The organism is Sphaerisporangium krabiense, from assembly GCF_014200435.1.
In the GTDB taxonomy this organism is placed as follows: Bacteria; Actinomycetota; Actinomycetes; order Streptosporangiales; family Streptosporangiaceae; genus Sphaerisporangium; species Sphaerisporangium krabiense.
In genome coordinates this window covers 1,422,739-1,448,232 of the sequence record NZ_JACHBR010000002.1, presented here as the reverse complement: position 1 = coordinate 1,448,232, position 25,494 = coordinate 1,422,739, and the positions used below count along the sequence as shown (strand labels likewise).

The 25,494-nt window shown below is 72.3% G+C and carries 22 protein-coding genes; 11 read left to right on the top strand and 11 right to left on the bottom strand.

Going from position 1 to position 25,494, the window contains the following annotated elements:
• Nucleotides 1–22 precede the first annotated feature (22 nt).
• The 5 genes from BJ981_RS34335 to prcB all read right to left on the bottom strand — a co-directional run bounded on the left by BJ981_RS34335 (nt 23) and on the right by prcB (nt 5,158).
• Entirely contained in the window at nt 23–661 is a 639-nt protein-coding gene (locus BJ981_RS34335; RefSeq protein ID WP_184617501.1) for a helix-turn-helix transcriptional regulator, read from the bottom strand.
• A gap of 99 nt (nt 662–760) precedes the next feature.
• On the bottom strand, nt 761–1,708 hold the full coding sequence (locus tag BJ981_RS34330) for an FKBP-type peptidyl-prolyl cis-trans isomerase (RefSeq protein WP_184617500.1): 948 nt from the start codon (nt 1,706–1,708) through the stop codon (nt 761–763).
• A gap of 183 nt (nt 1,709–1,891) precedes the next feature.
• Nucleotides 1,892–3,250, bottom strand: a complete 1,359-nt coding sequence (pafA, locus tag BJ981_RS34325; RefSeq protein ID WP_184617499.1) for a Pup--protein ligase — start codon at nt 3,248–3,250, stop codon at nt 1,892–1,894.
• A 264-nt stretch (nt 3,251–3,514) separates the two neighbouring features.
• Nucleotides 3,515–4,306 (bottom strand): proteasome subunit alpha, encoded by a 792-nt coding sequence (gene prcA, locus BJ981_RS34320; RefSeq protein ID WP_184617770.1) that lies wholly within the window; start codon nt 4,304–4,306, stop codon nt 3,515–3,517.
• A 39-nt stretch (nt 4,307–4,345) separates the two neighbouring features.
• On the bottom strand, nt 4,346–5,158 hold the full coding sequence (prcB, locus tag BJ981_RS34315) for a proteasome subunit beta (protein WP_184617769.1): 813 nt from the start codon (nt 5,156–5,158) through the stop codon (nt 4,346–4,348).
• Between the two features lie 233 nt (nt 5,159–5,391).
• Between prcB and BJ981_RS34310 the strand changes: the two genes are divergently transcribed.
• The 6 genes from BJ981_RS34310 to BJ981_RS34285 all read left to right on the top strand — a co-directional run bounded on the left by BJ981_RS34310 (nt 5,392) and on the right by BJ981_RS34285 (nt 13,964).
• The gene (locus BJ981_RS34310; RefSeq protein WP_184617498.1) at nt 5,392–6,774 is read left to right on the top strand and encodes an extracellular solute-binding protein; all 1,383 of its coding nucleotides are present in this window, start codon (nt 5,392–5,394) and stop codon (nt 6,772–6,774) included.
• 176 nt (nt 6,775–6,950) lie between these two features.
• On the top strand, nt 6,951–7,835 hold the full coding sequence (locus BJ981_RS34305; protein WP_184617497.1) for a carbohydrate ABC transporter permease: 885 nt from the start codon (nt 6,951–6,953) through the stop codon (nt 7,833–7,835).
• A complete protein-coding gene (locus BJ981_RS34300) occupies nt 7,832–8,674 on the top strand; it encodes a carbohydrate ABC transporter permease (RefSeq protein ID WP_239139112.1) in 843 nt (280 codons plus the stop codon). Before BJ981_RS34305 ends, BJ981_RS34300 begins: the two co-directional genes overlap by 4 nt.
• Nucleotides 8,671–9,789, top strand: a complete 1,119-nt coding sequence (locus BJ981_RS34295) for an ABC transporter ATP-binding protein (RefSeq protein ID WP_184617496.1) — start codon at nt 8,671–8,673, stop codon at nt 9,787–9,789. The genes BJ981_RS34300 and BJ981_RS34295 overlap by 4 nt, the downstream gene beginning before the upstream one ends.
• Nucleotides 9,786–11,114, top strand: coding sequence for a PHP domain-containing protein (locus BJ981_RS34290; protein WP_239139113.1), 1,329 nt, complete (start codon nt 9,786–9,788; stop codon nt 11,112–11,114). The genes BJ981_RS34295 and BJ981_RS34290 overlap by 4 nt, the downstream gene beginning before the upstream one ends.
• Before the next feature lie 33 nt (nt 11,115–11,147).
• Nucleotides 11,148–13,964 (top strand): glycoside hydrolase family 38 N-terminal domain-containing protein, encoded by a 2,817-nt coding sequence (locus BJ981_RS34285; protein ID WP_239139114.1) that lies wholly within the window; start codon nt 11,148–11,150, stop codon nt 13,962–13,964.
• 341 nt (nt 13,965–14,305) lie between these two features.
• On the opposite strand, the gene BJ981_RS34280 is transcribed toward BJ981_RS34285, so the two are convergent.
• Nucleotides 14,306–14,515, bottom strand: a complete 210-nt coding sequence (locus BJ981_RS34280) for a ubiquitin-like protein Pup (protein WP_184617495.1) — start codon at nt 14,513–14,515, stop codon at nt 14,306–14,308.
• Between the two features lie 270 nt (nt 14,516–14,785).
• Between BJ981_RS34280 and BJ981_RS34275 the strand changes: the two genes are divergently transcribed.
• Both BJ981_RS34275 and BJ981_RS34270 read left to right on the top strand, forming a co-directional pair.
• Entirely contained in the window at nt 14,786–15,190 is a 405-nt protein-coding gene (locus tag BJ981_RS34275; RefSeq protein WP_184617494.1) for a hypothetical protein, read from the top strand.
• A 118-nt stretch (nt 15,191–15,308) separates the two neighbouring features.
• The gene (locus BJ981_RS34270; protein WP_184617493.1) at nt 15,309–16,184 is read left to right on the top strand and encodes a serine/threonine-protein kinase; all 876 of its coding nucleotides are present in this window, start codon (nt 15,309–15,311) and stop codon (nt 16,182–16,184) included.
• Here BJ981_RS34270 and dop read toward each other — a convergent pair.
• The 3 genes from dop to BJ981_RS34255 form a co-directional block, all read right to left on the bottom strand.
• Complete coding sequence (gene dop / locus BJ981_RS34265) at nt 16,174–17,694, bottom strand: depupylase/deamidase Dop (protein ID WP_372436890.1); 1,521 nt, start codon at nt 17,692–17,694, stop codon at nt 16,174–16,176. The two genes, BJ981_RS34270 and dop, sit on opposite strands and share 11 nt — an antisense overlap.
• Before the next feature lie 194 nt (nt 17,695–17,888).
• Entirely contained in the window at nt 17,889–19,652 is a 1,764-nt protein-coding gene (arc, locus tag BJ981_RS34260; protein ID WP_184617492.1) for a proteasome ATPase, read from the bottom strand.
• 222 nt (nt 19,653–19,874) lie between these two features.
• Nucleotides 19,875–20,735, bottom strand: a complete 861-nt coding sequence (locus BJ981_RS34255) for a tRNA (adenine-N1)-methyltransferase (RefSeq protein ID WP_184617491.1) — start codon at nt 20,733–20,735, stop codon at nt 19,875–19,877.
• A gap of 119 nt (nt 20,736–20,854) precedes the next feature.
• On the opposite strand from BJ981_RS34255, the gene BJ981_RS34250 reads away from it, so the two are divergent.
• The gene (locus BJ981_RS34250; protein WP_184617490.1) at nt 20,855–21,958 is read left to right on the top strand and encodes a GNAT family N-acetyltransferase; all 1,104 of its coding nucleotides are present in this window, start codon (nt 20,855–20,857) and stop codon (nt 21,956–21,958) included.
• A 21-nt stretch (nt 21,959–21,979) separates the two neighbouring features.
• Here the strand turns inward: BJ981_RS34250 and BJ981_RS34245 are convergent, their stop codons facing one another.
• Both BJ981_RS34245 and BJ981_RS34240 read right to left on the bottom strand, forming a co-directional pair.
• Entirely contained in the window at nt 21,980–23,218 is a 1,239-nt protein-coding gene (locus BJ981_RS34245) for an aminotransferase class III-fold pyridoxal phosphate-dependent enzyme (protein WP_184617489.1), read from the bottom strand.
• Nucleotide 23,219: 1 nt separating this feature from the next.
• The gene (locus BJ981_RS34240) at nt 23,220–24,161 is read right to left on the bottom strand and encodes a carbohydrate kinase family protein (RefSeq protein WP_184617488.1); all 942 of its coding nucleotides are present in this window, start codon (nt 24,159–24,161) and stop codon (nt 23,220–23,222) included.
• A 79-nt stretch (nt 24,162–24,240) separates the two neighbouring features.
• Between BJ981_RS34240 and BJ981_RS34235 the strand changes: the two genes are divergently transcribed.
• Together BJ981_RS34235 and BJ981_RS34230 are read left to right on the top strand one after the other, a co-directional pair.
• Entirely contained in the window at nt 24,241–24,837 is a 597-nt protein-coding gene (locus tag BJ981_RS34235; RefSeq protein WP_184617487.1) for a TetR/AcrR family transcriptional regulator, read from the top strand.
• Nucleotides 24,834–25,487: a class II aldolase/adducin family protein gene (locus BJ981_RS34230; protein WP_184617486.1), complete on the top strand. Its 654-nt coding sequence runs from the start codon at nt 24,834–24,836 to the stop codon at nt 25,485–25,487. Before BJ981_RS34235 ends, BJ981_RS34230 begins: the two co-directional genes overlap by 4 nt.
• Nucleotides 25,488–25,494: the final 7 nt, after the last annotated feature.

The following is a 25,494-nucleotide window of genomic DNA, read 5'->3' as shown; positions in this document are numbered from 1 at the left end:
CATCACGGCGATCACTCTTAAGTCAATCAGGTTTGTTTTTAGAAAAGGCGACGCAGCACTCCCCCGGCCGGGCGTCGAGCCGCGGCGCGAGGTCCTCCTCGCCCACCGCCGCGACCAGGCCCTCGCACAGCGCCAGGTTCATCGCGCAGACCAGCACCGGGCGGTCCTCGGCGATCACGTGGAAGGGGCAGTTGCGCAGGCGGATCGCCCCGCCGTCGTCGTCGTACGGCTCGTAGCCGCGCTCCCGCAGGGCCTCGCGCAGCCCCGGCGCCTTGGCCCGCTCCCCCGCCCGCCGGGCCGCGGCCTCGGCGGCCTCCTCGCCGCCGAGCTCCTCCACGGCCTCGGCCAGCACGAGGGCCAGCGTCCGGTAGTCGCGCGGCGGCACGCTCACCTGGTGCTCACGGCGCGAGCGGCGGTAGACCTTGGCCGGGCGCCCGCTCCCCGGCCCGGTGCGCCCGGTCAGCCGGCGAAAGCCCGCGTCCAGCAGCCCGGCCTCGACGAGCTTGTCCAGATGAAAGGCCGCCAGCGTGCGTCCCACCCCAGCCCCGCCCGCGGCCTCGTCCCGCCCCACCTCATGGTCCCGCCCGGCCACATAGTCATACAGCGCCCGCCGCACCGGATCGCGCAGCGCGCCCAGGGCGTCGAGGTCGTCACCACTCACGCCCCGAGTCTAGGCCGCGGCGGCGTCGGCCCCGGGCACGCGAAGGCGCCCGGGGCGATCGTCACGGCCCGGGCGCCTTTACAAAGTAGATCGGGTGCGTCAATACGCGCCTAGGACGTCCACGACGAACACGAGCGTGTCGGTGCCCTTGATCTTGTCGCCCTGGCCGTTCTTGCCGTAGCCCAGGTCCGGCGGGATGGCCAGCAGGACGCGACTGCCCACCGGCACGCCGACCAGGCCCTGGTCCCAGCCCTTGATGACCTTGCCGGTGCCGATCTGGAACATGACCGGCTCGCCCCGGCTCCAGCTGCTGTCGAACTCGGTGTCGGTGCCCCAGATCTTGCCCGTGTACTGCACGAGGAGGTTCTGCCCGGCCTTGACCTCCGGCCCGCCGCCCTTGATCACGGTCTTGCTGACCAGTTTCTTGGGCGCGGACTCGTCGGTCTTGGTGGTCAGCTTGGGCGCCTGCTCTCCCCCGGGGTTCTCCAGCTTGACGCCCTTGACGTCGGCGTCCTTGGCGTCGCCCTGGGCGGCCTTGACGGTGGGCACGCCGAGCACGTCCACGACGTAGACGCTCGCGATCGAGGTGTCCGCGCCCTGCGACTTGGCCTGCTCCATCTGCTCGCGGGTCAGGCTGTCCTTGGCGACGACGGCGAGGAACCGGCCGCCGACCTTGTTGGCCTGGAACGCCTTGTGCACGACGGTGGGCAGCTTGGAGTCGACCTTGATGAGCTGCGGCGCCCCCTCGTCGTATGTCGAGCCGGACATCGCGTTGGCCTTGCCGTCCCAGTTGTAGGCCGTGAGGTTCGCGACGACCGAGTCACCCTCCTTGAGCTGGGCACCCTGGCCCGGGGTGATGGTCTTGGAGGAGGAGGTCGCCGGAGGCTTGCCCGAGGGGAAGGCGACCTGCGGCTTCTTCCCGACCTCACCGGTCACCTTGACGTCGGCCGGCGCCGCGCCTTCGGTCTTGGCGGTGACGTCGCCTTCGGTGCCGCAGGCGGCGGCGAACAGCAACGGAAGGGCGGCGAGCAGGGCCAGTCGGCGCATGGGGTTCCCTCGGAGAGACGTCACGTCCGCGTAACACTACCCGAACCCCGGCGGCCCCCGGATCATCCGCCTCGATCTTGCCGAAGCGTGACCCTTCCTTCTAACTCCCCTGCTCAGCGCCCTGGAAGGCCGCCCGCCCGGCCCGTCCCGCGCCAGGGCGGAGACGGGCCAGGCGGCCCCGGCTCACATGCCGGCGATCAGCTTGTCGACCCGCTCGTCCACGCTGCGGAACGGGTCCTTGCACAGCACCGTGCGCTGGGCCTGGTCGTTGAGCTTGAGGTGCACCCAGTCGACGGTGAAGTCGCGGCGCTTCTCCTGTGCCTTGCGGATGAACTCCCCGCGCAGCCTGGCCCGGGTGGTCTGCGGCGGCACCGACTTGGCCTCGAAGATCTTCAGGTCCGAGGCGACGCGCTCCACGGCGCCGCGCCGCTGCAGCAGGTAGAACAGGCCCCGCTTGCGGTGGACGTCGTGGTAGGCCAGGTCGAGCTGGGCGACCCTCGGCGAGGACAGCGGCAGGTCGTACTTGTCGCGGTAGCGCTCGATGAGCTGGTACTTGGTGACCCAGTCGATCTCGCGCGAGACCAGGTCGAGGTCGCCGGTCTCCACGGCCCGCAACGTGCGCTCCCACAGCTCCAGCACCCGGCGCGTGGTCGCGTCGCCGCCCCGGCGCTCGACGAAGTCGCGCGCCTTGGTCAGGTACTCCTGCTGGATCTCCAGCGACGACGCCTCGCGGCCGTTGGCCAGCCGCACACGCCTGCGGCCGGTCATGTCGTGGGAGACCTCGCGGATCGCCCGGATCGGGTTCTCCAGGCTGAGGTCGCGCATGACCGTGCCGGCCTCCACCATGCGCAGCACCAGGTCGGTGGCGCCGACCTTGAGCAGCATCGTGGTCTCGCTCATGTTGGAGTCGCCGACGATGACGTGCAGCCGCCGGAAGCGCTCGGCGTCGGCGTGCGGCTCGTCCCGGGTGTTGATGATCGGGCGGGAGCGGGTCGTCGCGCTCGACACCCCCTCCCAGATGTGCTCGGCGCGCTGGGAGACGCAGTAGACCGCGCCGCGCGGCGTCTGGAGCACCTTGCCCGCCCCGCAGATGATCTGCCGGGTCACCAGGAAGGGGATCAGGACGTCGGCCAGGCGGCCGAACTCGCCGTGCCTGCCGACCAGATAGTTCTCATGACAGCCGTAGGAGTTCCCGGCCGAGTCGGTGTTGTTCTTGAAAAGGTAGATGTCCCCGGCGATGCCCTCCTCGCGCAGACGCTTCTCGGCGTCCACGAGCAGGCCTTCGAGGATGCGCTCGCCGGCCTTGTCGTGGGTGACGAGCTCCACGACGTTGTCACATTCGGGGGTGGCGTATTCGGGGTGGCTGCCGACGTCGAGGTAGAGGCGGGCACCGTTTCGCAGGAACACGTTGCTCGATCGGCCCCAGGACACGACTCTGCGGAACAGGTACCGCGCCACCTCGTCCGGGGACAGCCTGCGCTGGCCCCTGAACGTGCAGGTGACGCCGTATTCGTTCTCCAAGCCGAAGATGCGACGATCCATCACATCACACTATGTTCTCCGAGCCCGCGAGGGGAGGGATCTTTCCGGGGTTTCGGGAGGAGGACCCCGCACCCGCACGGGAACGCGACCCTGGATCTTCTCTGCGGCGCATGGATCTCCACCCCCTTGACGCTCCGGCCCTCCGGCCTCGCGAGGGCCGGCGGCCCTCACCGGATCTGTACCCGAAACGGCGCGTCCCGGACCCCGCGCGGGCGGAGACCGGGACGTGAGACCGGATCGTGATATCGGGGCTCGGGCGGGCCGCTACTCGCCCGAGCCGGTGTCGATGTCCCCCTCGGGGGCGGTCGCCGGGGTGTCCGGCCCCTCGGGGGAGGTCTCGGGCTCGGAGCCCTGCGGCGGGGTCTCCTCCGGGGCGGAGGAGCCCAGCAGGCGCTCCAGGCGCGGGCCGGTGAGCCGCTGGAACTTGCGGTGCTCCCTGGTCCGGTCCAGGACGGCGACCTCGAGCTGGGAGACCGGCGGACGCTCGCCGCCCGGCTCGGTGAGCGCGGCCAGCGCCGCGTCCAGCGCCTCGTTGAGCGAGAGGCCGGCGCGGAAGCGGTCCTTCAGGCGGGCGGCGACGGCGTCGGCCACGCCGCCCATGACCACGAAGCCGTGCTCGTCGGCGACCGAGCCGTCGAAGGTGAGGCGGTAGATCTGGTCGTCCTCGGGGGCCTCGCCCACCTCGGCCACGACGAGCTCGACCTCGTACGGCTTGCGCGACTCGGTGAACACCATGCCGAGCGACTGGGCGTACAGGTTGGCAAGGCCCCGGGCCGTGACGTCGCCGCGGTCGTAGGTGTAGCCGTTGATGTCGGCGTAGCGGATGCCGCCGAGGCGCAGGGCCTCGAACTCGTTGTACTTGCCGACCGCCGCGAAGCCGATGCGGTCGTAGATCTCACTGATCTTGTGCAGCGCCCGGGAGGCGTTGGGGGCGACGAAAAGAATGCCTTTCTCGTACTGCAGCACCACGACGCTGCGGCCGCGCGCGATGCCCTTCCGCGCGAAATCGGCCTTGTCCCGCATCTCCTGTTCTGGGGACACATATCCAAAGGGCATGGACACCGGTGGTGATCCTCTCGTGGCCGTGGGTTGTGACTAGCGCAGCGGGGCCGTGGGGCCGTCTGGGTCGGCCATGCGGACGTCGAGCAACTGGCGGACGTGCCGCTCGACCTCCTCGTCGGGCAGGCGCCGGAACCCCTCGTCGTCGATCACGGCCACCATGGGCCAGATCCTGCGGGTGACGTCGGGGCCGCCGGTGGCCGAGTCGTCGTCGGCGGCGTCGTACAGCGCGTTCAGGGTGACGGTGACGACGTCCTCGGCGGAGGCGCCCTCGCGGTACAGCTTCTTCAGCGAGCCGCGCGCGAAGATCGAGCCCGAGCCGATGGCGGCGTAGTTGGTCTGCTCATAGGGGCCGCCGCCGACGTCGTAGCTGAAGATGCGGCCGGCGTCGCGCTCCTCGTCGTAGGCCGCGAACAGCGGCACCACCACCAGGCCCTGCATGGCCATGGGCAGGTTGCCGCGGATCATGGTGGCCAGCCGGTTGGCCTTGCCGACGACCGACAGCGTGCGGCCCTCGCGCTTCTCGTAGTGCTCCAGCTCGACGCAGTAGAGCCGGGCCAGCTCGATGCCGGTGCTCGCGGCGCCGGCGATGCCCATGCACGAGTAGTCGTCGGTGCGGAAGACCTTCTCCATGTCCTTCTGGGAGATGTAGTTGCCCGCGGTGGCCCGCCGGTCGCCCGCCATCACCACGCCGCCCGCGAACGTCGCGGCCACGATCGTGGTCGCGTGCGGGATGGTCTCGCCCGCCGCGCCCGCCGCCTGAAGCCGCCCCGGAAGCAACCCTGGAGCGTACGACCCGACGAACTCCGTGAACGATGTCGACCCAGTGTCCAGGAACAGATTGCCCATCCAGCCCGGCTGTGCTGCCACGCCACTCCCTCCAAAGGACCTTCCGGCTACAACGCCGACCCTACTCGTGGTGCTGTGCTCGTTGCACTTCCCACGATCAGCTCAACGCGAACCGCTTCCGCCCATCGGGCCTCATGTTCCACAAAAATCATCTTTACGCGTCAGACCGGGCATGCGATTGTCGAGTTGTCGTGACATGAAAACACGTACGCCTCCAGCGTAGGAGGTCCCCCGTGACATCAGCGCGTACGCTCTCCCCGCCGGCCGCGGTCACCGTCTCCCTGGCCCTCTTCCTGGCCGCCTGCGGCTCCGGCGGATCCCCCGCAACGGATGGCACGACCCTCACCGTCACCGCCAACGCGATCTCCGGCGGCAAGAACTCCGCGACCGCCGACTGGACCGCCAAGTGGCTCATCCCCAGGTTCGAGCGGGCGCAGAAGGCCGCGGGCCGTAACGTCCGGGTGGTGTTCCGGCCCAACGGCGTGGACGACGAGGAGTACAAGACCAAGATCGCCCTGGACCTGAGGTCCGGGACCGGCGCCGACGTCATCGACCTGGACGGCATCTGGGTCGGCGAGTTCGCCCAGGCCGGGTACATCAAGCCGCTGTCCGACACCGCCGGCCCCGCCGTCGCGCGGTGGGAGGGCTGGACGCGGATTCCTCAGGCCGTGCAGGGCCTCGGCGTCTTCGAGGGCCGCACGTACGGGCTGCCGCAGGGCACCGACGGCCGCGTGCTGTTCTACAACAAGACCCTGTTCGCGCGGGCCGGGCTGCCCGCCGCCTGGCAGCCGCGAAGCTGGCAGGATCTCCTCGACGCGGGCGCGGCGCTGAAGAAGGCGGGCGTGCCCACGCCGCTGCAGATCAACGCGGGCACGGCGATGGGCGAGGCCACCTCCATGCAGGGCGCGCTGCCCCTGCTCGCGGGCGCGGGCGCCGAGATCTACGCGAACGGAAAGTGGACGGGCGCCTCCCAGGCCCTCAAGGACGTGCTCGGCCTCTACCGGCGCATCTACACCACCGGCCTCGGCGACCCCCGGCTCCAGCAGGAGGCCAAGGGCCGCGACAAGTCCTTCCAGGAGTTCGCCGACGGCCGGATCGGCGTCCTGGCCGAGGGCGACTACTTCTGGCGGTCGGTCATCGAGCCCACGGCGGGCGTCGCCCCGATGAAGGACCGCGACCGGGAGGTCGGCTACGCGCTGATCCCCGCCGAACGGCCGGGCGCGGGCGTGCGCGGGCAGGACTTCGTGAGCATGTCCGGCGGCGCGGTGCGGGTCCTGAACCCCCACTCCAAGAACGCCGCCCTGGCGTGGGAGCTGCTCGCCTTCATGCACTCGGCCGAGGCCACCAAGGCCGGCCTCGCCGGCGAGGCCAGGATCACCTCCCGCACGGACGTCAACGACGAGGTCCTGAAGGGCGACCCCATGCTCTCCTTCGTCGCCGGCCGCGTCCTCCCCCTCACCGCCTACCGCCCCGGCCTCGCCGTCTACCCCCAGGTCTCCACGGCCCTCCAGCAGGCCACCGCCGCCGCCACCGCCGGCACCCCCGTCGACGAGGCCGCCACCGCCTACGACACGAAACTCCAGTCCCTGGTAGGCCCCGCGGCGGTCTCCCGCTGACCCATCCGAAGACCTCCGTGCGTGGGCGCGCCGGTGGTCTGGAGGAGGAGGGAGGAAGGGTGAGGAACGAACCCTTCCGAGTGACGACGGAAGACCACCGGCACAAGGGCGCCCACGCACCGCGCGACCGGAGGGAGCGCCATAGGCACAGCGCCCGGGCGAGCGGAGCGAGACCCATGAGCACGGACGCGGCGGGGTTGGGGACACGGCGGGCGGTCGGGTTCGTGGTGCCGGCGGTGGTGTTGGTCGGGGTTTTCCTGGTGTTTCCGGCGTTGTGGACGATCTATCTGGGGGTGACGGACTTCGCGCTCACGGGGCTGTCGGCCGCGGACCCGCGGACGGTGGGGGTGGACAACTACGCCGAGGCGCTCGGGGACGAGCGGTTCCACGCCTCGCTGTGGCTGACGGCGCAGTACGTCGCGGGGTCGGCGGTGATCGGGCAGGCCGGGCTGGGGTTCGCGGTCGCGTGGGTGCTGCGCGACCGCCCGGGCCCGGTCAGAAGGGTCGTGGAGGGGCTGATCCTGCTCGCCTGGATCCTGCCGTCCTCGGTGGTGGCGTTCCTGTGGATCGCCCTGCTGGACCGCGACGCGGGCACGCTCAACGCGCTGCTGCACACGCCGGGCGCGGCCTGGCTGCTGGACCACCCGATGGCGTCGATCATCATGTTCAACGTCTGGCGCGGCACGGCGTTCTCGATGATGTTGTACGGCGCGGCGCTGGAGAACGTGCCGCCGTCCCACCTGGAGACCGCGCGCCTGGCGGGCGCCTCGGCGTTCCAGCAGATCAGGGACGTGGTGCTGCCGCGGATCCGCGGGCACGTCCTGACCAACCTGCTGCTGATCAGCCTGTGGACGTTCAACGACTTCACGAGCTTCCAGATCACGGCGGGCGGCCCCGAGGGACGCTCGGAGATCGTCCCGGTCTACATCTACGACGTCGCGCTGCGCGGCGGACGGCTCGGCTTCGGCGCGGCCGTGTCGTTCCTCGTCCTGCTGGTCAACCTGGTGGCCGCCCTGCTGTACCTGCGCGCGGCGCGCTCCCGGGGCGGGGTGGCGGCGTGAGGGGCCCGGAGGCGGCGGCCCGGGCGCGGCACGCGGCGGCGGCGATCGGGCGGGCGACGTTCCTGGCGGTGGTCTCCGGGTTCTTCGCGCTGCCGATGCTGTGGCTGGCCACCGCCCCGTTCGACGCCCACCCCACGATCACGGTGTCGGTCCCGGAGTTCACGCTGGCGGGCTTCCGCGAGCTGCTGGACAACCCGTACGCGTTGCGCTCGCTCGGCAACTCGGTGCTGCAGGCGGCGGGCAGCGCGGTGCTGGTGGTGGTGCTCGCGGCCATGGCGGCGTACGCGCTGTCGCGGGTGCGGGTGCCGGGCTGGGACGTCCTGCTCTACCTGCTCCTGCTGCTGTCGTCGGTGGTGACGGGCACCGCCGCCATGGTGCCGGTCTTCGAGCTGGCCACGCGCCTGAACCTGGTCGACACCCATCTCGGCGTGGTGCTCACCCTCTCGGGCGGCCTGCTGCCCGCGGCGATCTTCATCCTGAAGGACTTCATGGACGGCACGCCCACCTCCTACGAGGAGTCGGCCCGGGTGTTCGGCGCGAGCCCGTCCCAAATCCTGCGGCACATCGTGGTGCCGGTGATCAGGCCGGGCCTGGCCACGATCGCCGTCTGGACGGTCGCCTCGGTGTGGGGAAGCTTCCTGACGCCGTTCATCCTGCTGCGCGACCCGGACAAGGCGCCCGGGGCGGTGATCCTCTACACCCTGTACACCGAGGGCGGCTCGCCCCGCCTGGAGCTGATCTCCACGTTCTCGCTGCTCTACTCCCTCCCCGTCGTCCTGATGTACGTCTTCGTGAGCCGCAGGTACGGCTTCCGCTTCCACGGAGGGATCAAACGGTGATCGCGCTGCACGGCCTGACCAAGGAGTTCCCCGGCGGCGTCCGCGCGGTGGACGGCCTGGACCTGGAGATCGCCGCCGGGGAGTTCTTCGCGCTGCTCGGCCCCTCGGGGTGCGGCAAGACCACCCTGCTGCGCACGATCGCCGGCCTGGAGACGCCCACCGCGGGGCGGATCGTCATCGGGACGTCCGACGTGACCGCCCTTCCCCCGGGCAGGCGGGACGTGGCGATGGTCTTCCAGGACTACGCGCTGTTCCCGCACATGGACGTCACCGCCAACATCGCCTACCCCTTGCGGATCAAGAAGACGCCGCGCGCCGCGCGGGAGGCCACGGCGGCGGAGACCGCGGCCCGGCTCGGCCTGTCGGAGCTGCTCGCGCGGCGGCCCGGGCAGTTGTCCGGCGGCCAGCAGCAGCGGGTGGCGCTGGCCCGGGCCATCGCCTGCCGCCCGTCGGCGTTCCTGTTCGACGAGCCGCTGTCGAACCTGGACGCGCGGATGCGGCTGGAGGCGCGCACGTTCCTCAAACGGCTGCAGCGGGAGCTGGCCGTGACGACGGTGTTCGTCACCCACGACCAGGCCGAGGCGCTGGCGATGGCCGACAGGATCGCGGTGATGACCGCCGGGCGGATCGCCCAGGTCGGCACCCCGTCGGAGGTGTTCCACCGCCCGGCCACCACGTTCGTGGCCTCCTTCATCGGGTCCACGCCGATGAACCTGCTGCCGGGCGTGGTGGCGGACGGCGCCCTGCGCGTGGCCGGGGCCGAGCTGCCGTCCCCGCCGGGGCTGCCGGACGGCGCGGAGATCGTGTACGGGCTGCGCCCGGAGTACATGGACCTGGCGGGTTCGTCCCGCGAGGACGCCTTCGCGGGGGAGGTCTCGGTGGTGGAGAACATGGGCACCTCCTCCCTGGTGACACTGCAGGTGACGCGGGGCACGGCGCTGGAGGGGACGCGGGACGCCGGGGGGACGCCGGTGGTGGCGCCGGGCGAGGGCGCGACGCTGGTGCGGGCCGTGGTGCCGGAAGGGGGCGAGCCCGCTCCCGGGGACCGGGCCTGGGCCGTCCCCCGCCACGGGCGGGCGCTGGTGTACCGCGATGACGTGCTGGTGTCCCCGTGAGGGGGCCGATCCGGCTGGGCGGCCGGTGGACGCTCGGCCAGCGGCTCGACCGGCCGGTGCGGGAGCTGCGCGTGGAGTTGCCGCCGGGCACGCGGGCGTTCACGGTCGAGCTGGCCTACGACCGGGCCGCGGGCGTGCTGGACCTCGGCTGCGCGGGACCGGCCGGGTTCCGCGGCTGGTCGGGGGGCGCGCGGGAGCGCTTCACGATCGCTCCCGCGTGGGCGACGCCCGGCTACCTGCCCGGTGAGCCCGAGGAGGGCGTGTGGTCGGTGCTGGCGGGCCTGCACCGCGTGCCGCCGCAGGGCCTGCCGTACGAGATCACCGTGACGCCGCACGCCACTCCCCCGCCGCCGCCCGCCCCGCCGGTCCCGCCCGCCGGGTTCCGGCCGTCCACGGCCTCGACGTCGTCCGAGGCGCGGGTCCCGGCGGCCACGCGGCGCGGCCTGCCGGAGATGTCCGGCATGCGGTGGCTGGCCGGGGACCTGCACGCCCACACCGTCCACTCCGACGGGTCGCTGACCGTCTGGGAGCTGGCCGCGCTGGCCGCCGGGCAGGGGCTGGACTTCCTCGCGGTGACCGACCACAACACCGTCAGCCACCACGCCGAGCTGCCCGCGGCCGCCGCCGCGGCCGGGATCACGCTGGTGCCCGGCCAGGAGATCACCACCGACCTCGGCCACGCCAACGCCTTCGGCCCCATCGGCTGGATCGACTTCCGCGAGCCCGCCGACGCCTGGGTGCGGGCCGTGGCCGCGCGGGGCGGCCTGCTGTCCCTGAACCACCCCCTCGGCGCCGACTGCGCCTGGCGCCACGCCCTCGCCGAACGCCCGCGCACGGCGGAGGTCTGGCACTCGGGCTGGTGGGACCGCACCTGGGGGGCACCGCTCGCCTGGGCGCAGGCCTTCGGCCCCTCCCTCGTGTACGTCGGCGGCAGCGACTACCACCACCCGCAGGAAGGACTCTCCCCCGGCACACCCTGCACCTGGGTGCTGGCGGCCCCCGGGGACCCGCGGGACACGGCCGCCGGCACCGCCGCACCGCAACCGGACGGCGCCGGAGATCCGTACGGCGCAGGAGGTCCGTACGGCGCGGGCGCGGTCGTGGCGGCCGTCCGGTCCGGGCGCACGGCCGTCTCCGCCGGTCCGGGCGGGCCGCTGCTCGTGCGGCACGGCGAGGATTTCCTCGTCCTGGGCGCCGCCGGACTCGTGCTGTGGGGGCCGGACCTGCGCACGGTGATCCGCGACGACCGCGTCCGCCTCCCCGCGCGCCCCGGCCCCCACCGCCTGGAAACCGCCCGCAACGAGGTCATGGCCCTGTGCACGTGACCCCGTCCGCCTGGAACGCCTGGAGGCCCTGTCGTGAGCGCATCCACACCGGCGATGCCCGTCCCCCCGATGCCCTCTCCCCCCGGCGAGGCGGACCGCGTCGTCGTGGTCCCGCACACCCACTGGGACCGGGAGTGGTACCTGCCGTTCCAGCGGTTCCGCATGGGACTGGTGCGCATGCTGGACGAGGTGCTGGACGCCATGGACGCCGACCCCGCCTACCGGTTCACCATGGACGGCCAGCTCGCCGCCGTCCACGACTACCTGGAGATCCGCCCGGAGCGCCGCGCCGCGCTGGCGCGCCTGACCGCGGAGGGCCGGTTCGCCGCGGGCCCGTGGATGATCCTGGCCGACGAGTTCCTCTGCTCGGGCGAGACCTTGATCCGCAACCTGGAGTACGGCCTGCGCGGCGCACGGGAGCTGGGCGGGGCCATGGAGGTGGGCTACCTGCCCGACCAGTTCGGGCACTGCGCGCAGATGCCGCAGATCCTCGCCCTGGCGGGGCTGCGGGTGGCGTGCCTGTGGCGCGGGGTCCCGGCCGCGGTCCGGCGCGACGCCTTCGCCTGGAAGGGGGCCGACGGGACCGTGATCCCCGTCAAGTACCTGCCGGGCGGGTACGGCAACGCGGTCGCGCTGTTCTCCGGGCCCGAGGAGGGCCTGCCCGACCGGGTGGCCGCGTTCGCCGAGACCATGCGTCGCTGGCAGGCGGACGGCCCGCTGCTGGCGATGTACGGCGCCGACCACTCCGCGCCCGCGCGCGGGATCACCGGCTCCGGGCTGCGCCTGGCCACCCTCGGCGAGTACCTCTCCCTGCCCGGCGCGCTCACCGTCCCCGGGGACGCGCCGGTCGTGGACGGCGAGCTGCGCTCGCACGCGCGGGCCAACATCCTGCCGGGCGTGCTGTCGGCGCGCGTGCCGCTCAAGCAGGCCATGGGCCGGGCCGAGCGCGTCCTCACCCGCTACGCCGAGCCGCTGGCGGCGCTGTGGCTCGGCGGCGGCGAGCGGGCGGCGGCCGGGCGGCTGATCGAGCTGGCCTGGCGTCAGGTGATCGCCTGCAGCGGGCACGACTCCATCACCGGGTGCGGCGCCGACGAGACCGCCGGGCAGGTCGCGGCGCGGATCGCCGAGGCGGAGCAGATCGGGCAGGCCGTGACCGACCTGGTGAGCGCCTCGCTGGCGGAGGCGGCGGGGCCGGGGCGGCTCGCCGTGGTCAACCCCTCGCCCGTACGCAGGACCGGGCTCGTGCTCGCCGACCTGCCCGGTGACCTGGCCGGGCTCGCCGCCGAGGACGGGACCGTGGTGCCCGTCCAGGTGCTGGACCACGCGCCGACGCTGCTGGACGAGACCCGCATGACGGACCTGACCCGGCTGCTCGGCCGCGTCCACGAGCGGGAGCTGTTCGGCCAGGAGATCGTGTCCTGGTCCGCCGAGGACGACGTCTTCACGGTGGTCGTCGCCCGCCACCCCACCGGCGGCTACCGGTACGCCGACCTGAAGGCCGCCATCGCCGAGGCGGCGGCCCGCCACCCGGGTCCCTGGCTGGTGCGCACGGTCGCCGAGCCCACCGTCACCGTGGCCGCCCTCGTCGACGTCCCCCCGCTCGCCCGCGCGTTCCTCACCACCACCCCGGCCCCTGTGACCGCCCCGGTTCCGGACGCGCCGCCGTTCCCTCCGGCGGCCGTCCGGGTGCCGGAGGACGGCGTGCTGGACAACGGCCTGCTGCGGGTGGCGGCCGAGGCGGACGGGACGCTGACGCTCACCGCGCGCTCCGGGCTCACCGCGCGGGGCGTGGGGCGGATCGTCGACGGGGGCGACGCCGGCGACACCTACAACCACGCGCCGCCCGCCGCCGACCGGCTCGTCGCGACCCCTGGCCGGGCCGGGACGCGCCTGGTCTGCGCCGGCCCCCTGGTCTCGGTCCTGGAGATCGCCCGGATGTACGCGTGGCCGGTCGGCGCGGAAGGCGAGGGACGCGCGGCGCGCGCCGCGGAGGTCACCGTGACCACGCGGGCCGAGCTGCGGGCCGGAGAGCCGTACCTGCGGCTCGCCGTCACGTTCGACAACCCCTGCCGTGACCACCGGGTGCGCTGGCACGCGCCCACGCCCCGCCCGGCCGCCGAGTCGTTCGCCGGCGGCCAGTACGCGGTGGTGCGGCGCGGCACCTCGGCCGAGGGCGGAGGCGGCGAGGAACCCCTGCCCACCTTCCCCGCCTCCGGCTTCGTCACCGCGGGCGGCCTCGCGGTCCTCCCCGGCCACACCGTCGAGTACGAACTGCTCCACTCCCCGGCGAACACGACGACCGCCGAACCCGCCGCCGAGTTGGCCGTGACGTTGCTGCGGGCGGTGGGGTATCTGTCGCGCAACGGCAACCCCCTCCGGGACGAGCCCGCCGGGCCGCAGGTCGCCACGCCGGACGCCCAGTGCCCGGGCCCGGTGACGACGCATTTCGCCGTCCTGGTCCACGAGGAGGACTGGGACCGGGCCGGGCTCGCGCGCCTGGCCGAGGAGTACCACCACGACCTGCTGGCCGTCCCCGGAACCACCACGCCCGACCCCGCCGCACGGGAGGCCTGGCGGCACGCGGCAGGGGCGTGGGGCCAGGAGGCGGGGGTGCTGGAGTTGGGCGGGGACGGGGTCGTGCTGGGGGCGCTGCGGTGGCGCGGGGAATGGCTGGAGGTGCGTCTGGTGGCGCTGCGGTCCGTGCGCACCGAGGCGGTGCTGCGCGGCGCGTTCACGGCCGCCCGGCTCGCGGACACCCTGGGCCAGGGGCTACGGCCGCTGGAGGTGACCGAGGGCGTGCTCCGCCTGCCCCTGAGGCCGTTCGAGATCGCCACGGTGCACGTCCGCTGACCGCGGACCGGCCGTGGGACCGCTGATCGTGGGACGGGGCCGGCGTCGTGGACGTGTTCGCCTTGGGGCGTATATGTGGGCGCGGCGCGCGCCTCGGGTGACGGCGGGGTGCGAGTCCGCCGTCACCACCCGAGGGCGGGCGCGTTCAGAGGTCGGGTTTCCGGTCGTGCTTCGCTGATCACACCGTCAAAGGGTCATCCCGGGTCGCCTGCGCGGCCGGGTCACCTGCCGCTCCGCCCGCGTGGGTCGCGACGTCCGCCGGAGCGGAGCGACGCGCGTCATCGAGGGCGGAGCGGTTCCGCCGGGCGCCGGCACGTTCACCGGTCGCCCGCCGCGCGGGCCTACTGGCCGCCCTTCTGCACGTAGCTGCGCACGAACTCTTCGGCGTTCTCCTCGAGGACCTCGTCGATCTCGTCGAGGATCGCGTCGACGTCGTCGGTGAGCTTCTCCTGACGCTCCTGGACGTCGGAAGAGGACTGGCCCTCGGTCTCCTCGACCTCGGACTCCTGCCGACTCGTGTGCTTCTGACCGCCGGTGTCCTTCGTCGCCATGTGGTACCTCCGCTTGGGGGACGCATCTGACTCATATCTTCCCCGAACCGGACGACATTTCGCGCGGATCGTCCGGTGATCTGCGCGTGACCGGCTGGAGGAGGCCGTTCTGCTTGACAGCCTCCCCGGTACTGGGCCCGGCAAATCCGCAGAAATGCGCTCAATTCAACCAACTAGACAGTGCTCCTATCCAATGATTAGATAGGAGCACTGTCCAACGCCCGCCCGGCGCCGGGCGGGCGGACCGGAAACCCCTCAGGAGGAGCAACGATGTCCCCGGCGTCCCTCACCACCGCAGGAGTGGTGCTCATCACCGTCACGGCCGTCGCGATCGGCGGCGCGTCCCTGCTGTCGTTCATCGGCCGGCGCACGCCCGGCTACCTCGACAACCCGGTGCGCCGCGGGCTGTGGCGCGCGGGGCACGCCCACGCGGGCGTCCTGGTGATCCTCGCCCTGGTGGCGATGGTCTACGTCGACCACACCGGCTACGGCGACGGCCTCAAGACGCTCGTGCGCTGGCTGATCGTCGCGGCCCCGATCCTCATGCCGCTCGGCTTCTTCCTGTCGGTCGTGCGGCCCTCCGACACCAAGCCGAACAAGCTGATCTGGCTGACCGGCCTCGGCGGGGCGAGCCTCGCGGCGGGTACGCTGATCTTGGGATTCGGCCTCCTGTAGATCAGATCGTTATCTGACCCTTTCGGCATTTACCGGTGATCCGCGGGTGACCATCCCTCTCCAGACGGAAAAATGGAGCGGCTATGGGGCAGAGCAGGACGCCGAGTGAACGGGTGACATGAGAGCGGACCACGCGCAGCTGCTCGGAGATCGATACCGGCTGATCTCACCGCTGGGACAAGGGGGCATGGGCATCGTCTGGCGGGCGCACGACCGCCGGCTCGCCCGCGACGTCGCGATCAAGGAGCTGCGCCCCGCCCGGCAGGACGAGGAGTTCGACGTCAGGACGGCCAGGCGGCACGCGCTGCGCGAGGCGCGGTCGGCCGCCCGGCTCAGCCATCCCGCGATCGTCACCGTGCACGACCTGCTGGAGGAGGACGGGCGGCTCTGGATCGTCATGGAGCTGGTGGAGGCCCTGACCCTCCAGGCGACGGCCTGGCACCTCGGGCGCCTGCCCGTCCACTGGACCGCCTGGATCGGCTTCCACCTGCTCAGCGGCCTGCGCCACGCCCACGCGGCCGGGGTGCTGCACCGGGACATCAAGCCCGGCAACGTCCTGCTCACCGGCGAGCGCGTGGTGCTCAGCGACTTCGGGATCGCGGTGCTCCAGGGCGAGCCGACGCACCACAACACGATGCCGATCGTCGGCTCCCCCGGCTACATCGCCCCCGAGCGCATGCGCGGCCACCCCGCCACCCAGGCGGCCGACCTGTGGTCCTTCGGGGCCACGCTGTACTTCTCGGTGGAGGGCAGGCCGCCCGTCACGGGCGGCGACATCCTGACCGACACCCCGGACGAGGCACGGCCCTCCCACCGCGCCGGGGCCCTGCGCGGCCTGCTGGAGGGACTGCTGCACGCGGACCCGGCCGAGCGCCTCACCAGCGACCAGGCCGCCGTGCTGCTGTCGGACATCCTGCGCAAGGAGGGCATCGCGGTGCCGCCGATGCGGCTCACCGGCAGCGGCCTGTTCCCGCCGGGCGCCTTTACGATGTAGATCCCGTGAGGGCGGCGACCAGCTCGGAGGCGGTACGGCAGCGGTCGAGCAGCTCGCCGACGTGCGCCTTGGTGCCGCGCAGCGGCTCCAGGGTGGGCACGCGCTGCAGCGACTCGCGGCCGGGGATGTCGAAGATGACCGAGTCCCAGGAGGCGGCGGCGACCGACTCGCTGTACTGCCGCAGGCACCGGCCGCGGAAGTAGGCACGGGTGTCGTTCGGCGGCAGCTCGATCGCGCGCTGGACGTCGTCCTCGGTGACCAGGCGCTGCATGCGGTCGCGGGCGACCAGGCGGTTGTACAGGCCGCGGTCGGGGCGGATGTCGCTGTACTGCAGGTCCACGAGCTGGAGCCGCGGGTGGCCCCAGGCGAGGCCGTCGCGGGTGCGGTAGCCCTCCAGCAGCTCCAGCTTGGCCACCCAGTCCAGCTCGCGGGAGAGCTGCATGGGGTCCTCGGCGAGGCGGGTCAGCACCGACTCCCAGCGGTTCAGCACGTCCTTGGTCATGTCGTCCACGGCCGAGCCGAAACGGTCCTCGACGTACTTGCGGGCCTGCTCCAGGTACTCCATCTGGAGCTGCACGGCGGTCATCCTGCGGCCGTCGCGCAGGGTGACCTCGTGCTTGCAGGTGGGGTCGTGGGAGACGGCGCGCAGCGCGGCCACGGGGCTCTCGACCGACAGGTCGCCGGTGAGGAAGCCGTCCTCGATCATGGCGAGCACGAGCGCGGTGGACCCCAGCTTGAGGTAGGTGGAGATCTCCGACATGTTGGCGTCGCCGATGATGACGTGCAGCCGGCGGTACTTCTCGGGGTCGGCGTGCGGCTCGTCGCGGGTGTTGATGATGGGCCGCTTCAGCGTGGTCTCCAGGCCGACCTCGACCTCGAAGAAGTCGGCGCGCTGGCTGATCTGGAAGCCGTCGCCCCGCGAGTCCTGCCCGATGCCGACGCGGCCGGCCCCGCACACGACCTGGCGGGAGACGAAGAACGGCGTCAGGTGCCTGACGATGTCGGCGAAGGGCGTGGCCCGGCGCATGAGGTAGTTCTCGTGGCAGCCGTAGGACGCGCCCTTGTTGTCGGTGTTGTTCTTGTAGAGCTGGATGGGGGCGTTCCCCGGCATCGCGGACGCGCGGACCGCGGCGTCGTGCATGACGCGCTCGCCCGCCTTGTCCCAGATGACCGCCGCGCGGGGGTTGGTGCACTCGGGGGTGGAGTATTCGGGGTGGGCGTGGTCGACGTACAGCCGCGCGCCGTTGGTGAGGATGACGTTGGCGAGCCCGAGATCCTCGTCGGTGAGCTGGGTGGGATCGGCGATCTCGCGGGCCAGGTCGAAGCCCCGGGCGTCGCGAAGCGGATTCTCCTCCTCGAAGTCCCATCTGGCGCGCCGTGCCCGCGCGGCCGAGGCCGCCAGGTAGGCGTTGACCACCTGTGAGGAGGTCACCATCGCGTTCGCGCCCGGCTGACCGGGTACGGAAATTCCGTACTCGGTCTCGATGCCCATCACCCGCCGTACCGTCACGCTGCCAGCCCTTCGTCTGTGCTCCCTCGCACCCGGACCGCCGCCATCGCGCGACCCGTAACCACGAGCCTAGACCGTCGCGCGGCCGGGGGGACCGCCCGGTCCGCCGCCCGCGCGCCCACGCCGCGACCTCCTCCGAAACGGCGACGGCGCGGCCCGCCCTGGGAACCACGCCGTCGCATTTGCGGTCTCAATCAGAGGTACTGGCCGGTGTTGGCGACCGTGTCGATGGACCGCCCGGCCTCGGTGCCCTGCTTGCCGGAGACGAGCGTGCGGATGTAGACGATCCGCTCGCCCTTCTTTCCGGAGATGCGGGCCCAGTCGTCGGGGTTGGTGGTGTTCGGGAGATCCTCGTTCTCGCTGAACTCGTCCACGCAGGCGGCCATGAGGTGGGAGATGCGCAGACCCTTCTGCCCGGTCTCCAGGAACGCCTTGATGGCCATCTTCTTGCCCCGGTCCACGATGTTCTGGATCATGGCGCCGGAGTTGAAGTCCTTGAAGTACAGGACCTCCTTGTCACCGTTGGCGTAGGTCACCTCGAGGAAGCGGTTCTCCTCGCTCTCGGTGTACATGCGTTCCACGACCCGCTGGATCATGCCGCCGACGGTGGCCTCGCGCGAGCCGCTGTGCTCGGTCACGTCGTCGGTGTGGAGGGGCAGGCCCGTGGTGATGTACTTCGAGAAGATGTCCTTGGCCGCCTCGGCGTCCGGCCGCTCGATCTTGATCTTCACGTCCAGGCGGCCCGGCCGCAGGATCGCGGGGTCGATCATGTCCTCGCGGTTGGAGGCGCCGATGACGATGACGTTCTCCAGGCCCTCGACGCCGTCGATCTCGGACAGGAGCTGGGGGACGATGGTGTTCTCGACGTCGGAGGAGACGCCGGAGCCTCGGGTCCGGAAGATCGAGTCCATCTCGTCGAAGAACACGATCACCGGGGTGCCCTCGGAGGCCTTCTCACGGGCCCGCTGGAAGACCAGGCGGATGTGCCGCTCGGTCTCGCCGACGTACTTGTTGAGGAGCTCGGGGCCCTTGATGTTGAGGAAGAAGCTCTTGCCGGACTGTCCGGTCTTCTCGGCGACCTGCTTGGCCAGGGAGTTGGCGACGGCCTTGGCGATGAGGGTCTTGCCGCAGCCGGGAGGGCCGTAGAGCAGCACGCCCTTGGGGGGACGCAGGTGGTGCTCGCGGAACAGGTCGGCGTGCAGGTAGGGCAGCTCGATGGCGTCCCTGATCTGCTCGATCTGCCGCGAGAGGCCGCCGATCTCCTCGTAGGAGATGTCGGGGACCTCCTCCAGCACCAGCTCTTCGACCTCGGACTTGGGGATGCGCTCGTAGACGTGGCCCGAGCGGGGCTCGAGCAGGAGGGAGTCGCCGGCGCGGATGGGCTGGTCGAGCAGGGACTCGGCCAGGCGCACGACGCGCTCCTCGTCGGCGTGGGAGATGACGAGCGCGCGCTGCCCGTCCTCGAGGAGCTCCTTCAGCATGACGATCTCGCCGACCGTCTCGTACCCGAGGGCCTCGACGACGTTGAGCGCCTCGTTGAGCATGACCTCCTGGCCACGCTTGATCGACGCGGCGTCGACCGCGGGGCTGACGTTCACCCGGAGCTTGCGCCCGCCGGTGAACACCTCCACGGTGCCGTCCTCGCGGGCCTCCAGGAAGACGCCGAACCCGGACGGCGGCTGCGCCAGCCGGTCGACCTCCTCCTTCAGGGCGACGATCTGGTCTCTGGCCTCCTTGAGGGTGGCCACCAGCCTCTCGTTCTGACCGGTGACGGCCGCGAGATTGGCCTGCACCTCATGGAGACGTTCCTCCAGGACCCTGGCTTGCCGGGGGGACTCGGCCAGCTTCCGGCGCAACGCGGTGATCTCCTCCTGGAGGAAGGAGACCTGAGTTGTGAGGTCGGCGACCTCCCGTTCGCGCTGGGCGGCTCTGGCCTCAGCGTCCTCGCGAGCTGCCACAGTCACCTCCTTCCCAGTCGAGGGCGACTACTCAAGACCCTACCTATCTCGGGGGCATCCGTAACCTGGCCGGGGAGTGTTCGTGTCATTACATCCAGTGTTCAGCGTTTAGGGCCCTATTGGCGGCTCATTGCTTGTAAGCAGCTACTCAATCGGTTCTGTTCCCATACGCCGACCCCAACCATGATTGTTTACCGAATCGCCACACGCGGATGCCAGAGGTCATATGGCCGTCTCCTCCCCATACGCGCCCTTGGCGGGGCGGCGGCGCTTGGGCGGGGGCGTGACGCCGTCCGCCATGCGACGGGACGTGATGAGAAAGCCCGTGTGCCCCACCATGCGGTGGTCGGGACGGACCGCGAGCCCCTCGACATGCCAGTCGCGGACCAAGGTTTCCCACGAATGCGGCTCGGTGAAACTTCCGTGATCGCGCAGGGTTTCGACGGTGCGCGAGAGCTGCGTCGTCGTGGCCACATAACAGCAGATCACGCCCCCGGGCGTCAGCGCCTTGGCCGCCGCGTCCACACATTCCCAAGGAGCGAGCATGTCCAGGATGACGCGGTCGACGTCGGTCTCGTCCAGCGAGGCCACCAGGTCGCCCACCACCAGCCGCCACTGTTCCACAGGGCCGCCGTAGAACTTCTCGACGTTCTTGCGCGCGATGTCGGCGAAGTCCTGCCGGCGCTCGTAGGAGGTGAGGCTGCCGGACTCGCCCACCGCCCGGAGCAGGAAGCAGGTGAGCGCCCCCGACCCGACGCCGGCCTCCACGACCCTGGCGCCCGGGAAGACGTCGGCCATGGCGACGATCTGGCCGCAGTCCTTGGGGTAGACGACGGCCGCGCCCCGCGGCATGGAGACCGTGTAGTCCTGGAGCAGGTGGCGGAAGGCCAGGTAGGGGGTGCCGCCGGAGGAGCGGACCACCGAGCCCTCGGGCGAGCCGATCAGGTCGTCATGAGGGATCGAGCCCTTGTGCGTGTGGAACTGAGCACCCTCGCGCAGCGTCACCGTATGCCGCTTGTCCTTGGGATCGGTGAGCTGTACCTGATCGCCGGGCTGGAACGGCCCGTGCCTGCGAAAACCCATGCCCGTAAGGCTATATGCGCCCACGGCCCGCCGGTGAAGGGCGGCGGGCCCGGATAGGGGGGACCGCAACCGGCGGAAAGCCGTTCGACCTTCGCGCGCGATGCTGGTAGCACTGGGGCATGCTCCCCCGTGCCCCCATCCCCGCAGGACCGATCGTACTCCGCGAGACGGTCGCCGCGGACGCCGAGGCCCGTGTCCGCGCCTGCGCCGACCCCCTGATCGTACGGTTCAGACCCGGGATCCCTTCGCCGTGCACCCCGCAGGACGCGCTCTTCCACATCACCCAGACGGCGCCGGGGTTCTGGAGCGGCGGGGGCGCCTCGTTCGCCATCGCCGACGCGGCGAGCGGCGCGTGGCTCGGCGACTGCTCGCTGAAGCCGCCGGACTCCCGCGGGCGCGGCGCGGAGATCGGCTACCTGGTCGCCCCATGGGCGCGCGGGCGGGGCGTGGCGACGGCGGCCGTGCGGGCGCTGGCCGAGTGGGCGTTCGCCCAGGGCATCCATCGCTTGACGATCTTCGCAGAGGTGGAGAATCCGGCGAGCCAGAGCGTGGCGATGGCGGCGGGGTTCCAGCGCGATGGGCTGCTGAGGGACGCCCGGCCGCTCAGGGGCGGCGGGTACGCCGACCTGGTGACCTTCGCCCGCCTGGCCGGCGACTCCGGCGAGCCGCAGCGGTCCTACCTGCCCGCCCTGCCCGGCGGCGAGCTGACCGACGGCGTCGTGCGGCTGGTCCCGCTGACCATGGACGACGTGGACGCCTACCAGGAGATGGCCGCCGAACCCGACTCCTACGCCTACAGCGTCCCTCCCGAGCCTCCGTCGCGCGCGCAGACCGAGCACCGCTGCCGGTACACCCCGACGTGGTGGCTGGCGGGCGAACGGGCCGAGCTGAGCGTCAGGGACGCCGCCTCGGGCGCGTTCGCGGGGCACATCCAGCTCATGAACATCGTCCCGCCCCTGGCGCAGGGCATGATCGGCTACGGTCTGCACAGCCGGTTCCGCGGCCGGGGGTTCATGACGCGGGCCGTGCGCCTGCTGGCCGACTGGGCGTACGCGGCCACGCCGCTGCACCGGCTGGTGGCCGGCACCGCCGTGCACAACACCGCCTCCCAGTCGGTGCTGGAACGCGCGGGGTTCACCCGGGAGGCACTGATCAAGGAGCTGCTGCCCGGCCCCGGCGGCGAGCGCCACGACGACGTCCAGTGGGTCCGGCTGCGCGGCTGACGCCGCGGGCCCGGGCGAAGCTCAGTCGCCGCCGTACCTCGCCCGCAGCTTGGCGAAGGCGGCGTCGGTGCCGGCCAGGGCGCGGTCGACGTCGGCGTCGGTGTGCGCGGCGGACATGAACCAGTTGTGCCACGGGTGCAGGTAGACGCCCTCCTCCAGGCAGGCGGAGGCCCAGTGCATGCCCTTCTCCAGGGTCGCGTCGCCCTCGAAGGACAGCCAGGGGATCTGCACGGGGCCGGTCTGGCGCACCGTGAAGCCGTGCGCGGCCGCCTGCGCGGCCAGGCCCTCGCGCAGCCGGGCGCCCGCGCGCTCCATGAGCGCGACGCCGCCGATGTCGCGGAGCGTCTCGATCGTGGCCTTGGCGGCGGCCATGGGCACCGCGGAGAACCAGAACGAGCCGGTGGAGTACAGCGTCTGAGCCGCGCCGCGCAGGGCGTCGGCGCCCGTGACGGCGGCGATGGCGTACCCGTTGCCCATGGCCTTGCTCCACGCCGTCAGGTCGGGGCGCACGCCGAGCGGCTCCCAGGAGCCGCGCGGGTCCAGCCGGAACCCGGCGCGGACGTCGTCGAGGACCAGGGCGGCGCCGATCCGGTCGGCCAGGGCGCGCAGGCCGCGGGCGAAGGCGGGGTCCACGGGCTCCTGGTCCTCGAAGGAGTCGTGCTTGAACGGGGTGGCGAGGATGGCGGCCACCTCGCCGTCGGCGTACCCGGCGGCGGCCTCGGCGCCCTCCAGGTCGTTGTAGGGGTACTCGACGAGGTCGGCGCGCTCGGCGGCGGTGGTGCCGGCCGTGCTCGGCGTGCACCAGGGGTCGGCGCCGTGGTAGGCGCCGTGCGCGACGAGCACCTTGTCGCGGCCGGTGGCGGCGCGGGCGACCATGAGGGCCTGGGTGGTGGCGTCGGTGCCGTTCTTGGAGAACATGACCCAGTCGGCCGAGGGGATGGTGTCCACCATGAGCTCGGCCAGCTCGACCATGACCGGGCCCGGCCCGTTGAGGCAGTCGCCTTGGGCGCGCTGGGCGGCGGCGGCCTCCTCGACGGCCGGGTGCCGGTGGCCGAGGATCATCGGGCCCCAGCTGCACATGAGGTCGACGTACTCGCGCCCGTCGGCGTCCCACTGGCGGCAGCCCTCGCCCCTGACGAAGAACTGCGGGTAGGCGGGGGTGAAGATCGCGGCGTTGAGGTGGCCGTACATGCCGCCGGGGACGACCTTGGCGGCCCGCTCGCGCAGGGACGCGTCGCGCCCGGGGGTGGTGTGTGACATGTCAGATCCCTTCGATACCGGGGAGGGCGCGCTGGGCGAGGTCGCGGACGGTCACCCCGTCCAGCCCGGCGTCCGAGCCGAGCCCTCCGGCGACCCGGGCGGCCACGGCGGCGCCGAGGCGGGCGGCGGTGGTGAGGTCCTGGCCCTCCAGCAGTCCGGCGATGAAGCCCGCGCAGTAGGCGTCGCCGCAGCCGGTGGTGTCGACGACGGGCGTCTCCAGGGCGGGCACGCGCACGAGGCCGTCGAAGGTGGCGACCAGGCTGCCCTCGGCGCCGCGCGTGACGAGCACCCCGGCGGGCCCGTCCTCCAGCAGCAGCCGGGCGGCCTCCTCCACGCCGGGGGCGCCGCTGATCAGCAGCGCCTGCTCCTCGTTGGGCAGGAAGTAGTCGACGTAGGGCAGGAAGGCGCGGGCGCCGGGCATGAGCTCGGCCATGTTCGACAGCAGGTCCATGGTGACCACCGCGCCGGCCTCGCGGGCGGAGGCGAGCAGCTCGAGGAACGCGGGGTCGTGCAGGCCGAAGGTCACGTCCACGCCGCCGAGGTGGATCACCCGGGCGCGGGTGAGCGCGCCGGGGTCCAGGTCGGCCAGGGCGTAGACGAGGTTCGCGCCGGGGACGTGGAAGGAGGGGCGGCCTCCGTCGGGACGGATCGGCAGGATCGAGGCGGCGGTCTGCTCCCCGGGCTTGCGCACCACGCCGCCCACGTCGACGCCGTGCCTCGACATGATCATCAGGAGCAGGTCGCCGAGCTCGTCCACGCCGACCGCGCCCGCCGAGGCGACCGGCACGCCGAGCTTGGCCAGGGCGACCGCCGTGCCCGCCGCGGCCCCGGCGGCGGTGACGCGGATCTGCTCCACCAGATGGGTGTCCTGCCCTGGCGGGATGGACTCCACGGGCCTGGCGAGCACGTCGACGATGTGGACACCGAGCGTGAGGACGGTCATGTCGGTACCTTCTTGGATGCGGATTCCGGGATGATAGACGGGCGTCCGACTAAAATGTCAAGCCGGGTGGAGGGACGGAATGCCGAAGATCGTCGATCACGACGTGCGCCGCGAGGAGGTGGTGGACGCCGCCCGCAGGGTCATCCTGCGCGAGGGGATCGACGCGGCCACCACCCGCGCCATCGCCAAGGAGGCGGGCTACTCCAACGGCGTGCTCACCCACTACTTCGCCGACAAGGACGACATCCTGCTGTCGGCGCTGCGCTCCTCGCACCGCCGCATCGTGGAACGGCTGCGCGCCAAGCTGGCCGGGCTCACCGGCCTGGCGGCCCTGCGCGAGCTGCTGCTGGACAACCTGCCGCTGGACGAGGAGCGGGCCCGCGAGACCGCGCTCGAGGTCGGCTTCTGGGGCAGGAGCCTGACCGGGGGGACGCTGCTCGAGGTCCAGCGCGAGGAGGCCGCCGAGCTGCGCCACCTGGTGCGCGCCCTGCTCGACGCCGCGGAGAGGGCCGGGGAGATCGCCCCGGGCCAGGACCTGGACGACGCCGCCGAGCGGCTGCTCGCGCTGGTGGACGGGCTCAGCCTCCACCGGCTCCTCTACCCCGACCGCCTCTCCCCCGAGACCCTGCGGCGGCTGATGACCGCCGAGCTGGACCGCCTCGGCGGGGCGTCGTGAGGCTGGCCGAGGAGCGCGCGCTGCTGTGCGAGACCGGCCGGCGCATGGTCGGGGACGGCCTGGTGCTCGGCACCTCCGGCAACGTCAGCGTGCGGCGCGGCGACCTGGTCGCGGTCACGCCCGGCGGGGTGGCCCTGGACGCGCTCACCCCCGGGGACTGCCCGGTGCTGGACCTGTCCGGCGAGGTGGTGGAGGGGGCGCGCGACCCGTCCTCGGAGGTGCCCATGCACCTGGCGATCTACGAGAGCACCGGCACGGCGGCGATCGTGCACACCCATTCCACCTACGCGGTGGTGGTGTCGGCGACGATGCGCGAGCTGCCGCCGATCCACTACAACACGCTGCTGCTCGGCGGCACTGTCCGCGTGGCCCCCTACGCGACCTACGGCACCCCCGAGCTGGCCGCCCACGTCGGCGCGGCGCTGGAGGGCAGACAGGCGGCCCTCATGCAGAACCACGGGGCCGTGGCCGTCGGCGCCGACCTCCCCCGCGCCCTGGAGGGCGCGCGGCTGCTGGAGTGGCTGTGCGCGGTCTACGTGCAGGCCAAGGCGATCGGCGAGCCGCGCGTGCTCACCGAGGAGGAGCTGGTGGCCGTGATCGGCCGCGCCGCCCAGGGACCGCGGGGCGCCACCCCGCCGGGCGGCCGGTAGGCGCCCG

Bases quoted from the DNA above. Each gene is read 5' to 3' on its own strand.
- prcA (WP_184617770.1), bottom strand. From the start codon at position 4,306: ATGCCCTTTGGATATGTGTCCCCAGAACAGGAGATGCGGGACAAGGCC.
- BJ981_RS34255 (WP_184617491.1), bottom strand. From the start codon at position 20,735: ATGGGTTTTCGCAGGCACGGGCCGTTCCAGCCCGGCGATCAGGTACAG.
- BJ981_RS34275 (WP_184617494.1), top strand. From the start codon at position 14,786: ATGTCCCCGGCGTCCCTCACCACCGCAGGAGTGGTGCTCATCACCGTC.
- BJ981_RS34305 (WP_184617497.1), top strand. From the start codon at position 6,951: ATGAGCACGGACGCGGCGGGGTTGGGGACACGGCGGGCGGTCGGGTTC.
- BJ981_RS34250 (WP_184617490.1), top strand. From the start codon at position 20,855: ATGCTCCCCCGTGCCCCCATCCCCGCAGGACCGATCGTACTCCGCGAG.
- prcB (WP_184617769.1), bottom strand. From the start codon at position 5,158: ATGGGCAATCTGTTCCTGGACACTGGGTCGACATCGTTCACGGAGTTC.
- BJ981_RS34330 (WP_184617500.1), bottom strand. From the start codon at position 1,708: ATGCGCCGACTGGCCCTGCTCGCCGCCCTTCCGTTGCTGTTCGCCGCC.
- BJ981_RS34235 (WP_184617487.1), top strand. From the start codon at position 24,241: ATGCCGAAGATCGTCGATCACGACGTGCGCCGCGAGGAGGTGGTGGAC.
- BJ981_RS34240 (WP_184617488.1), bottom strand. From the start codon at position 24,161: ATGACCGTCCTCACGCTCGGTGTCCACATCGTCGACGTGCTCGCCAGG.
- BJ981_RS34270 (WP_184617493.1), top strand. From the start codon at position 15,309: ATGAGAGCGGACCACGCGCAGCTGCTCGGAGATCGATACCGGCTGATC.
- BJ981_RS34245 (WP_184617489.1), bottom strand. From the start codon at position 23,218: ATGTCACACACCACCCCCGGGCGCGACGCGTCCCTGCGCGAGCGGGCC.
- pafA (WP_184617499.1), bottom strand. From the start codon at position 3,250: ATGGATCGTCGCATCTTCGGCTTGGAGAACGAATACGGCGTCACCTGC.
- BJ981_RS34280 (WP_184617495.1), bottom strand. From the start codon at position 14,515: ATGGCGACGAAGGACACCGGCGGTCAGAAGCACACGAGTCGGCAGGAG.